We start from the raw sequence: 10997 nt of genomic DNA on the forward strand, positions 1-10997 counted from the left end.
GGGCCGAGGTGGGCGATGAGTTCGGAGGCCTTGCCGAAGAGCAGGTCGCCGATGAGGATGGCCGTCGAGTTGCCGTAGACCGCGTTGGCGCTCGGCACACCGCGGCGGATGTCGGCCTCGTCCATGACGTCGTCGTGGTACAGCGAGGCGAGGTGCGTCAGCTCGACGCCGGCCGCCGCGTCGACGACCTCGTCGCTGATGCCGGTGCCGAGCATCGAGGTGAGCAACGTCAGCATCGGGCGGAAACGCTTGCCGCCGGCGTCCACGAGGTGGTGGCTGGCCTCACGCACGAGCGGGCTGTCGTGGTCGACGATGACGTCGAGGCGTGCGTTGACGCGCTCCAACCCGTCGACGAGGCGGTCGCTCAGCTCCGCCGAGGCGTCCGGGACGATCGCGGACGCGACCGACTGGGCGCTCGGGGTGCGCGCGGATTCAGCACTCATGGTTCAACTCTTCCTGGGCCGTTCACGCGTTGGGCGCGAGGCGGGTCAGCACGGTGTACAGGCGATCGGTGGCGCTCTTGCCGCCCGGGTCGGCGAGGTTCGCCATCACCTTGACGATGATCTTCATCAGGTCCTCGCGCGGCAAACCGTACGTGACGGCGAGCTTCATGATCTGCGGATTACCGATCATCGTGGCGAAGTGGCGACCGAGCGTGAAGTAGCCGCCGAGGGCCTGCTTCATGACGTTGGGGTAGGTGGCGAGGATGCGTTCCCGGGCGACGTCGCCGCCGTTCTTCGCGGCGCCGAACGCGTCCGCGACGACGCTCGAACCGAGGCGCGCGGCCTCCATCGCGTACGCGATGCCCTCACCGTTGAACGGATTGACCATGCCGCCGGAGTCGCCGACGAGCATGAGGCCGTCGGCGTAGTGCGGGGTGCGGTTGAAGCCCATCGGCAGCGCCGCTCCGCGGATGTCGCCGACCATCGTCGCGTCGCCGAACGTCCACTCGGGCGGCATCGTCGCGACCCAGCGGCGCATGACCTCGCGGTAGTCGGTCTTGCCGAACGCCTTCGAGGTGTTGAGGATGCCGAGGCCGACGTTGCTCGTGCCGTCCCCGACGCCGAAGATCCACCCGTAGCCGGGCAGCAGGATCTTCTCGCCGCGCTCGTTCATCGACGGCAGTTCGAGCCAGCTCTCGAGGTAGTCGTCGTGCGTGCGCGGGCTCGTGTAATAGGCACGGACGGCGACGCCCATCGGCCGGTCCTCGCGCTTCTCGCGGCCGACGGCGAGCGCCAGGCGGCTCGAGTTGCCGTCGCAGGCGACGACGAGCGGGGCACGGTACGTCGCCTTCTCGCCGGTAGCACGCCCGTCCTCGCCGAGCAGCTTCGCCTCGACGCCGGCAACGCGGCCGTTCTCGACGATGGGCGCCGTGACGTTGACGCCCTGCAGCAACCGGGCGCCCTGGGCGACGGCGTGCTGGGCGAGGATGTCGTCGAAGTCCTGGCGCGTGCGCACGAGACCGTAGGCGGGGAAGGCTCCCTCGTCGGGCCAGTCGACCTGCAGACGCATGCCACGCCCGACGAGGCGCAGCCCCTTGTTGCGGATCCACCCCTCGCCCTCGGGCGTGGGGATGCCGAGCGCGTCGATCTCCTTGACGGCGCGCGGCGTCAACCCGTCACCACACACCTTCTCGCGCGGGAAACGGGTCTTCTCGAGCAGCAGGACCTCGAGGCCGGCCTGCGCGAGGTACGCGGCCATGGTCGACCCACCCGGGCCGGCACCGACGACGATGACGTCGGCGCTCTCGGTGGTTGCCTGGGGGCTAGTGCTGACGGCGTCGCTCACGCCGCGCCGCCCTTCTTCTTCGTCTGCTGGTTCTTCGGCGCATTCTTCGCCGCGGGCTTGACCGCGCGGTGCAGCGCGACGATGCCGCCGGTGAGGTTGCGCCACTCGACGTCGGCCCAGCCTGCCGTCTTGATCTGCTCGGCGAGCTCACGCTGCGCGGGCCAGCTCTGGATCGACTCGGCGAGGTAGACGTAGCTCTCCGGGTTCGAGCTGACGGCGCGCGCGACGGGCGGCAGCGCCTGCATGAGGTACTCGGTGTAGACGCGGCGGAACGGCCCGTTCGTCGGGTGGCTGAACTCGCAGATCAGCAGGCGCCCGCCGGGCTTCGTCACGCGCGCGAACTCGGCGAGCGCGCCCGTGACGTCGACGACGTTGCGCAGGCCGAAGCTCATCGTGACGGCGTCGAACGAGGCATCGGCGAACGGCAGCTTCGTCGCGTCGGCGGCGGTGAATCCGAGGTCGGCGCGGCGCTTCTTGCCCTCGCGCAGCATGCCGAGGCTGAAGTCGGCGGGCACGACGTGGGCGCCCGCGGCGTCGAAGGGCTCCGACGAGGTGCCCGTGCCTGCGGCGATGTCGAGCACGATCTCGCCCGGCTTGGGATCGAGCGCCGTCAGCACCTGCTTGCGCCAGCGACGGTCCTGGCCGAGGGAGAGCAGGTCGTTCATGATGTCGTAGCGCGCCGCGACGTCGTCGAACATGCGCGCGACATCGCTGGGTCGCTTGTCCAGGCCAGCACGATTCATGGGGCCATTCTCGCACTCGCGCGCGCGTGCCCTCGCGGCCACCTGAATGAGCAGGCGCGCGGGGCGTCATCACGCGTCGCTGACGGCGGCGCCTCGCGCCACCGAGCCCTCTGCGGCACGGGGTTAGGCTGGTGTCTCGTGAGCCTTTCCCCATCGCCCGCCGACGCCGCGCGCACGCCGCACCTGCGGGTGCGCACCCAGGAGCTCGCCGACCCGGGCGATCTCGTCTCGCTCGTTCCGGCGGGCCGCCCGGCCGAGGACGTCATGTCGTGGGTGCGCCGCGGTGAGGGTCTCGTCGCGTGGGGGCGCGCCGCGTCGATCGCGACGAGCGGTGACGAGCGATTCGCCGACGCCGAGTCGTGGTGGGATGCGCTCGTCGCGGCAGCCGACGTCGAGGACGAGGTCGCCCTGCCCGGCAGTGGACTCGTCGCGTTCGGCTCGTTCAGTTTCCGCAACTCCTCCGACGAGGGTTCGGCGCTCGTCGTGCCCGAGATGGTCGTCGGGCGCCGCGGCGGGCGAGCGTGGCTCACGACGATCAACCGCACGAGCGACCGCCTGCCCGACGTCACGCCGGCGCTGGCACCGACGGGCGTCGAGGCCCGTGACGGCGCGCTGACGCCCGCGCAGTGGCGCAGCGCCGTGAGCGACGCCATCGAGATGATCCGCACGGGGCGCATCGAGAAGGTCGTGCTCGCGCGTGACGAGATCCACGTCGCGGACGCCGACATCGACCCACGCTGGCTGCTGACGCGTCTGGCGGCGCGTTACCGCGACACGTGGGCGTTCGCCGTCGACGGTCTCGTCGGCGCGACGCCGGAGCTGCTCGTACGCTCGGAGAAGGGGCTCGTCACCTCACGCGTCCTCGCCGGGACGATCCGTCGCGCCGGGGCCGGCGCCTCCAGCGAGGAGCAGGATCTGGCGCTCGCCGCGAGCCTCGCGCGCAGTTCGAAGGACCTCGAGGAGCACGAGTACGCCGTCCGCTCCGTCGAGGCGGCGCTGCGGCCGCACTGCTCGTCGATGAACGTGCCCGACGCGCCGTTCGTGCTCAATCTGCCGAACGTGCTGCACCTGGCCACGGACGTCTCCGGCGCGCTCGCCGGGGGTGCGTCGTCGCTGACGCTCGCGGCGTCGCTGCACCCGTCGGCTGCGGTGTGCGGGACGCCGACGAACGAGGCAGCGCTCGTCATCGACGAGCTCGAACACATGGACCGCGGACGCTACGCCGGGCCCGTCGGCTGGATCGACGCCGCCGGCGACGGCGAGTGGGGCATCGCGCTGCGCAGCGGCCAGATCGACATCGAGAACCCCTGCCGCATCAGGCTGTTCGCCGGGTGCGGCATCGTCGCCGGGTCCGATCCGGTGAGCGAGGTCGCCGAATCCGTCGCCAAGCTCTCACCCATGCGCGAGGCGTTGCGCGACGACTGACGCGCGAGGAGGGCAGGTTTGGCGACGTCGCTCCGGTTCTTGTGCGCGTTCGGAGCTGCGATCCCGCCATGCCGACTTTCAGCCCTCACGGTGCGAGATGAGGGCCACAACCCTGCCATGCGGTACTTCAGCTCCGCGCGGGACGGCTGGTTCCACGCTCGGCGGCCGGGCGGTAGCGTCGATCAGATGAAGCGTCTTCTCGTCATCAGCCACGCACCGACCCTGGCCACGGTGTCCCTGCGCGATGCAGTGATCGCGGGGGCGAGCGACCCGGAGTTCTTCGACGGACTCGTCGAGGTCGTCCCGATCGAAGCGCTGGAGGCGACCGACCCGCGGGCCTACCTCGACGCCGATGCGTACTTGTTCGGCACACCGGTCAACTTCGGCTACCTCTCCGGCGCACTCAAGCACAGTTTCGACTCGACGTACGACGCGCTGCAGGGGCACGTCCGCAGGCGCCCGTTCAGCTACTGGGTGCACGGACGCAGCGACGCGACGGGCGCGCGCCGCGCTCTCGACGCCATCACGACGGGCCTCGAACTGCGCCTCGTCGCCGAGCCCTTCGAACGTCTCGGCGACGTGGGTGATGACGACCTCGCCGCTGCCCGCGAGTTCGGAGCCACCGTCGCGGCACACCTGTTGGACTGAGCATCCACCTCGCCGTCTCCGCTGGGCTGGTGAGCTCACACGCGTGACCATGCCGGCGCGGCGCCGGGCCACTCGATCGTGACGCGCGACAACCGGCCACCCGACATCAGGCAGCCCCGATCGCCCCGGAAGTACCCTCGGTGGGCGGTGCAACACATAGGGTGAGGTCGCGCTCATCGTGTGGTGAAGCGGAGCGGTCACACCGATGTCAGCGTTCCGCCCCCGGCAGGGGGAACCGAACCCCGCGCTCACCTGGACGGCCATTGCCGTCGCGTTGCGTACCGCCCTGGCCCTCGTCGCGGCCTTCGGCGGGCCGAAGGACGTGCGCCGCACCGATGGAGGCAACGTCGCCTTCGCGATCGGGGCCTGCGGCGCGTCCGAACCGAAGGCCTTCCCGAGCGGTGTCATCGCCAACACGGATCGGCACACGGCCCGAATCATCGCCATCACGCCGAGCGCTGGATCGTCGCGTGTCGACGTGCGCGATTTCGCCGTCATCGACGCGGGGCCTGCCGAAGGCAGCCTCGATCCCGAGACGCCCATGAGCGTCGGGTTTGCGTCACTTCCCGCCGTCGCGCACCGACAAGAAATCTTGCCCGGGCATCAGGCGATCATCGAGGTTCGCGTGACCTCGAATGGTCGCCCGTCCCACCTGACCGGCTACGACATCGAAGTGGCGAACGGCCCCGCCACGCACGTGGTGCATGACGAGGCTGACGTGACCTTCACCGGGGCCTGCTCGGCCCCCGCGTGAGGCGTGATTCAGACGACGCGGTTCAGACGGCGTGGTCCGTCGGCGTTCCCGGGTCGTTGCTGACGATGGTGCGCGTGGGGTCACCTTCGTCGATCGAACCAGCCTTGTCGGTCGCGTTCTGAGCCGTCTCTCCGGTCCTGTCGGACGCGCCGCTCAGGCGCGCCTTGAGCTGCTCTATGAAGTCGGACAGTGCCATGCTCGTCATCTCCTCATGTCGTCGTCTCGCGCATCATGCCCGGGCGCCCGCAACCTCGCGGGCGGCCGGGCAGCGCGATCAGTTCTCCTGCAGTTTGTCACCGTCGAGGCCGGAGTGCGGGACGTTGTCCTCGTCCACCGTGTCGGCCTCGCCGCCGGCGTCGGCGGTGTCGATGTTGGAGGCGTCCTGCTCGCTCAGACGCTCACCGTCGTTGTCGCCGTCCTCCGGCATCTCGAACACTGCGTCGGTCGCAACCGTCATGTCGTCTCTCCTTCATCGTGTAGCGCGCCACCATGTGGGCTGCGGCGCCCGGGCGGGCGTCGCCTCCTGCCACTCTTGCCGAGATGACGCGGGCGCGCACCATACCTGAGGGTGGGGCGCGTCAACGACGTTCGTAGCGCGCGTCCATCTCACCGGCGTCGGCGACGGCGTCGATGGCGGCCGCGAAAAGGTCGTGGCGGGCCTGACGCTCGAGGTGACGCTCGATGCGCACCTCGATGACGTTCAGCCCGGGCGCCGGGTCGCTGACGCGCTCGATGAGTTCGTCACGCGACCCGACGAGCGAATACCCGACACCGCGGGCCTCGCACACGAGCGCGAGGTCGGCGTTCGTCGGCGTGCCGAAGACGCGCTCGAAGTGCTCGGCGAGTTCGCTGCGCCCCTGCTCGAGCGTGCCGAAGATGCCGCCGCCGTCGTCGTTGATGACGACGATCGTCAGGTCGGGGCGCGGCTCGCCGGGGCCGATGAGCAGGCCGTTGCTGTCGTGCAGGAACGTCAGGTCGCCCATGAGTGCAAAACTCGGGCCGTCGTGCGACAGCGCGATGCCGACGGCGGTCGAGACCACCCCGTCGATGCCCGACAACCCGCGGTTCGCGACGGAGCAGACCCGACGCGCGATGCGCTGCGGGTTGCGACCGAGATCGAGGTCACGCGCCGTGTTCGACGACCCGATGAGCAGCGCCGACCCGGCCGGCACGTGCTGCACGAGCGTCGACGTCGCGGCCAGGCCAGACGGCCACGACCGCGCGACGAGCGGCCCGATGCGCTGCGCGAGACGCTGCCCTGCGATGCGCCAACTGCTCGACCACCGACGGTCCGCGCACGCCGCGACGAGTTCGTGCGAGCGCGCGATGGCGGCCCACTCGTGCACGCGCTGCACGACGTGCGACGGGTCGGCCCACGACGTCGAGGCCGTGATGACCTCGACGGTCACCTCGGGGTGACGCAGCAGCTTCGCGACGTCGCGCGAGAGCGTCATGCGTCCGGCGACGAGAACACGCTCGGGCAGGTGCTCGTCGAGCCAGTCATGGGCGGCGAGGATGAGCGAACCGTGCGGCATGGCGCGCCCGCGGTGGTAATCGCCGAACGGCTCGGCGATGACGGGCCAGCCCGCCGCGTCGGCGAGTTCGGCGACCTCGGCGGCCAGCTTCGGATCGGGCAGATCACCGAGCAGGACGAGCGTACGCGGCACCGGTGCGATGCCCGGGCCGGGCGCGACGGTGACCGTCGATGCCGGAGCACGCAACTGCATCCAGGGGCGCCCGCGATCCCGCCCCTCGAGGCTTTCGGGCCACACGGGTGCCGTCGCTGAGGGGGCGTCATCAGCCCGGGCGTCCTCATCGGACGTCGCGCTCGTATCCCTCGCCACGATCGCCCCCGCGCCCGCAACGGCTCCGGCCATCGCGAGGTCGGCGACGGCGGGCGTCAGCGGCTCGCGGAACGGCAGGTTGAGGTGCACCGGCCCGACGTCGCCCGTCGGCACGCCCGTCGCGTGGGCGAACGCGCGACCGACGACCGAGCGCCACACCGTGTTCTGCCCAGCGCGCTCGCTCGGCGTCGCGAACTCGTGAAACCACCGCGTCGCGGAGCCGAAGATCTTGACCTGGTCGGTCGTCTGGTTGGCGCCCGTGTCGCGCAGTTCTGCGGGGCGGTCGGCGCTCATGATGATGAGCGGCACCTGCGCGTGATGCGCTTCGAGGACAGCCGGGTGAAGGTTTGCGACGGCCGTGCCGCTCGTCGTGATGACGGGCACCGGGTTGCGCGAGATCTTCGCGAGACCGAGGGCGAGGAACCCGGCCGAACGTTCGTCGACGCGCACGTGCAGACGCAGCCGTCCAGCCTTGTCGGCCGCGGCCACCGCGTACGCGAGCGGCGCCGAACGCGAACCGGGCGAGAGCACCACGTCCTTGACGCCGAGCCGCACGAGTTCGTCGATGATCACGCTTGCCATGGCAGTCGAAGGATTCACGCTCACCATCTTGGCGCATGGCGCCGACAACCCCAACGACGCGCCCGTTCCCTACGCTGTGGGCGTGACGAACGACGAGCAGCCCACCCCTCCCAGCGGCACGCAATGGCACATCCGGGCATCCGGGTACGAGGCGACGATCGTCGAGGTCGGCGGCGGGTTGCGGGCGCTGCGCCACGACGGCGAGGACATCGTCCACGGATACGCCGAGGACACCATGGCCGACGCGGCCCGCGGGCACGTCCTCGCGCCGTGGCCGAACCGCATCGCAGGCGGGCGCTACGCGTTCGACGGCGACACGAACCTGCTGCCGCTGACCGAACCGGAGCACGCCAACGCCGCCCACGGGCTGGTGCGCTGGCAACCGTGGCAGCTCGTGGAGCACGCGACGCATCGCGTCACCGTCGGCGTCACGCTGCACCCGCAGCCGGGATGGGCGTGGACGGTGCGATTCGAGATGACGTACGTGCTCGGCCCCGACGGCCTGACGATCACGCCGCGCGCCACGAACCTCTCCGACACGCCATGCCCGTTCGGGTTCGGCATGCACCCCTATCTGACGGCAGGTGAGAGCTCACTCGACGACGTGACGCTGACCGCCCCCCTAGACGAAGCCCTGACCGTCGACGAGCGGCTCATCCCGGTGGGGCGTGAACCAGCCTCGATCGACTTCACCGAAAGCGCATCATTGCGCGGCGTCACCCTTGACACGTGCTTCACCGGTATCGGAGCCCGCCCGGGCAGCGGAATGCCCTCGCGGCCTGCTGACGCGGCGCCACGGGCTGACGGAGCCGCGGCGTCGAGCAACGACGCCGCACGCTGGGAGGTCAGCGTCAGCACGTCGTCCCGGGTGACGACGTTGTGGGCCGATGCGCGCGAGTTCGGCTACCTGCAGCTGTTCACGGGCGACGGGTTGCCGGAGCCGAAGAACCGACGCTCGGGCTTGGCCGTGGAGCCGATGACGTGCCCCGCCAATGCGTTCAACACGGGCGAGGGCCTCATGGTGCTGCACCCCGGCCGAACGTGGACGGCCTCCTTCGGCATCTCCTCACGCCACTGACCCCCCACGACCCCAACCCTCACAACGCCGGCCCCACCCGTCCCCATCCGCGATCCACATCGGCGATTCCTGTCCGCCTTCGCGATCCACGTCCGCATCCGCGATTCCTGTCCGCATGTGCGAATTTCGCTCATATTCCGCAGGCCGTCATACCGCGCACTCGAGCCCCCGCCCACCCAGCCGACGTCCATGGTGCGCTCTGCCGTCTCGTCACAGACGTCTTCACCGGACGTCGAGGTGCCCCCGGCCGCGCCGCCGACTACCGTGGTGCGGGTGCCCAGAGCCGCGCGCAGTTTTGCCGATGATCTGAGGGCCCGCAGCGACGACGAGCTCGCGGCCCTCCTGCTCGCGCGCCCCGACCTCTCGCGACCGGCGCCGGCGGACATCACTTCCCTCGCGGCTCGCGCCTCAACGCGCGCCAGCGTCCAGCGTGCGCTCGAACATCTCGACGGCGGCGCGCTGCGCCTCGTCGAAGCCCTCCTCGTCGTCGGTGCCGACGGCGCCGCGGCCGCGCTCGGCGCGTCGAAGAAGGCCGTCGAACAGGGGATCCGGGAGCTCTGGGCGAAGGCGCTCGTCTGGCGCGCTTCCGACGGCTGGCGAACGGCTCGCGCGGTCGGTGAGATCCTCACGCACCCAGCAGGATTGGGACGTTCGACCGCCGAGCTGGTGACACATCCGAGCACCCTCGCGCTCTCGCCCATGACCACCCCCGACGAGGTCGCCGACGCCGAAGCACGTCTCACCGATCGCGCGCGCGCCGTCATCGAGCAACTGCGCTGGGGCAGCGCCCGCGCCTCCTTCACGACGCCCGCCCTGCGCGCCGTCCGTGACGAACTCGTCCGAGCCGGGCTCATGGTCGCCCTCGACGGTGACGACGCCGTCATCCCGCGCGAGGTGGGCCTCGCCCTGCGCGGCGGCCGGCTGTCGCGCGAACCGTGGGCGCCGCCACAACCCGAGCCACGTCACGTCGACCAGGCCGACGCCGACACGGCTGCCGCCGGGGAGGTGCTCGATCTGCTGTGGCGACTCGACGATGTCGCCGCCGCCTGGGATGAGGAGGCGCCGCGCGTCCTGCGCACCGGTGGTCTGTCCGTCCGCGATCACCGTCGTCTCGCCGCGAGGCTCGATGCGTCGAGCGAACTGACCGCCTTCGTCCTCGAGATCGGCCACGCCGCAGGCCTGTTCGCCTCCGACGGAGAGATCGACGCGACGTGGCGACCGACCGATCTGTACGACGAATGGACGACCTGGAGCCCGGCGCGACGCTGGACGGCCCTCGCTCTGGCGTGGCGTGACACCGTCCGCGCCCCCGGCCTCGCGGGTCAGAGCGTCGACGGGACGCTCGTCAACGTCCTCGGCAAGGACGCCGCGTGGCCGCTCATGCGGGCCCGCCGCCGGGACGTGCTCGACGTCCTCGCCGCCCTCCCGGCGGGCAGCGCCCCCACGATCGACGACGTCGAAGCGCTGCTGCGTTGGCGCCGACCACTCCGCCTGCCTGCCGGGGCGCCCACCCACGCTGATGTCGTCCTGCGCGAAGCGGCATGGCTCGGCGTCCTCGGCCGGGGCGCGCTCACCAGCGCCGGGCGTGCGCTGCTCGCGGCCGACCCGTCGTCCGCCGCGGATGTCGAGGCCGTGACGACCGCCATGTCGACCGCGCTCCCGGAGCCGGTCGATCAGGTCATGCTCCAGGGCGACCTCACCGCCATCGCACCCGGCCCGCTGGCGGAAGAGGCCGCCACGTTCATGCGTCGCGCCGCCGACGTCGAATCCCGCGGTGGTGCAACGGTTTTCCGCTTCAGCGACGCGAGTCTGCGTCGCCTGCTCGACCACGGGGTCTCCTCGGCGGAGGCGCTCGAGTTGCTGCGTCGCCACAGCATGACGCCGATCCCGCAGGCTCTCGAATACCTGCTCGGCGACGTCGCGCGCCGCCACGGCCACGTGCGCGTCGGGTCGGTCAGTTCGTACGTGCGCAGCGATGACGAGGCCGCCCTCGACGCGCTCGTCGCCGACACGGGCCTCGCGTCGCTGCAGCTGCGCCGCATCGCACCCACCGTCTGCGTCTCCCCGACGCCTGCGGCGACGCTGCTCGACGTCCTGCGCGAGCATCGTCACGCGCCTGTCGCCGAGACCTCCGA

Annotated in this window: 11 protein-coding genes; 5 read left to right on the forward strand and 6 right to left on the reverse strand. The window is 71.0% G+C overall.

Translation table 11 applies throughout. The annotated features are described in order from the left end of the window. The 3 genes from B2284_RS10455 to B2284_RS10465 all read right to left on the reverse strand — a co-directional run. Positions 1 to 443 (reverse strand): polyprenyl synthetase family protein (locus tag B2284_RS10455; RefSeq protein ID WP_286697456.1); only part of this gene is annotated, 443 nt, incomplete at its 3' end. Between the two features lie 22 nt (positions 444 to 465). Continuing rightward, positions 466 to 1788, reverse strand: coding sequence for a geranylgeranyl reductase family protein (locus B2284_RS10460; RefSeq protein WP_286697457.1), 1323 nt, complete (start codon positions 1786 to 1788; stop codon positions 466 to 468). After that, positions 1785 to 2531, reverse strand: coding sequence for a demethylmenaquinone methyltransferase (locus B2284_RS10465; protein ID WP_051805652.1), 747 nt, complete (start codon positions 2529 to 2531; stop codon positions 1785 to 1787). Before B2284_RS10465 ends, B2284_RS10460 begins: the two co-directional genes overlap by 4 nt. Before the next feature lie 138 nt (positions 2532 to 2669). Here B2284_RS10465 and B2284_RS10470 point away from each other — a divergent pair, with 138 nt between their 5' ends. The 3 genes from B2284_RS10470 (at position 2670) to B2284_RS10480 (ending at position 5358) form a co-directional block, all read left to right on the forward strand. After that, positions 2670 to 3956: an isochorismate synthase gene (locus B2284_RS10470; RefSeq protein ID WP_136788547.1), complete on the forward strand. Its 1287-nt coding sequence runs from the start codon at positions 2670 to 2672 to the stop codon at positions 3954 to 3956. Positions 3957 to 4142: 186 nt separating this feature from the next. Further along, a complete protein-coding gene (locus B2284_RS10475) occupies positions 4143 to 4604 on the forward strand; it encodes a flavodoxin family protein (RefSeq protein WP_165584159.1) in 462 nt (153 codons plus the stop codon). Positions 4605 to 4926: 322 nt separating this feature from the next. Further along, positions 4927 to 5358: a hypothetical protein gene (locus B2284_RS10480; RefSeq protein ID WP_286697458.1), complete on the forward strand. Its 432-nt coding sequence runs from the start codon at positions 4927 to 4929 to the stop codon at positions 5356 to 5358. A gap of 22 nt (positions 5359 to 5380) precedes the next feature. On the opposite strand, the gene B2284_RS10485 is transcribed toward B2284_RS10480, so the two are convergent. The 3 genes from B2284_RS10485 to menD all read right to left on the reverse strand — a co-directional run bounded on the left by B2284_RS10485 (position 5381) and on the right by menD (position 7784). Then, positions 5381 to 5554 carry a hypothetical protein gene (locus tag B2284_RS10485; RefSeq protein ID WP_165584157.1) on the reverse strand — a complete coding sequence of 58 codons (174 nt, stop codon included), beginning with the start codon at positions 5552 to 5554 and terminating at the stop codon, positions 5381 to 5383. A 78-nt stretch (positions 5555 to 5632) separates the two neighbouring features. Further along, positions 5633 to 5815 (reverse strand): hypothetical protein, encoded by a 183-nt coding sequence (locus B2284_RS10490; protein ID WP_165584156.1) that lies wholly within the window; start codon positions 5813 to 5815, stop codon positions 5633 to 5635. Between the two features lie 121 nt (positions 5816 to 5936). Next, entirely contained in the window at positions 5937 to 7784 is a 1848-nt protein-coding gene (menD, locus tag B2284_RS10495) for a 2-succinyl-5-enolpyruvyl-6-hydroxy-3-cyclohexene-1-carboxylic-acid synthase (protein ID WP_286697459.1), read from the reverse strand. On the opposite strand from menD, the gene B2284_RS10500 reads away from it, so the two are divergent. Both B2284_RS10500 and B2284_RS10505 read left to right on the forward strand, forming a co-directional pair. Continuing rightward, the gene (locus tag B2284_RS10500; protein ID WP_165584154.1) at positions 7783 to 8862 is read left to right on the forward strand and encodes an aldose 1-epimerase family protein; all 1080 of its coding nucleotides are present in this window, start codon (positions 7783 to 7785) and stop codon (positions 8860 to 8862) included. The two genes, menD and B2284_RS10500, sit on opposite strands and share 2 nt — an antisense overlap. Before the next feature lie 273 nt (positions 8863 to 9135). Continuing rightward, positions 9136 to 10997 (forward strand): helicase-associated domain-containing protein (locus B2284_RS10505; RefSeq protein WP_286697460.1); only part of this gene is annotated, 1862 nt, incomplete at its 3' end.

The sequence above is a fragment of the Dermacoccus sp. UBA1591 genome (genome assembly GCF_002322065.1).
Lineage (GTDB): Bacteria > Actinomycetota > Actinomycetes > Actinomycetales > Dermatophilaceae > Dermacoccus > Dermacoccus nishinomiyaensis.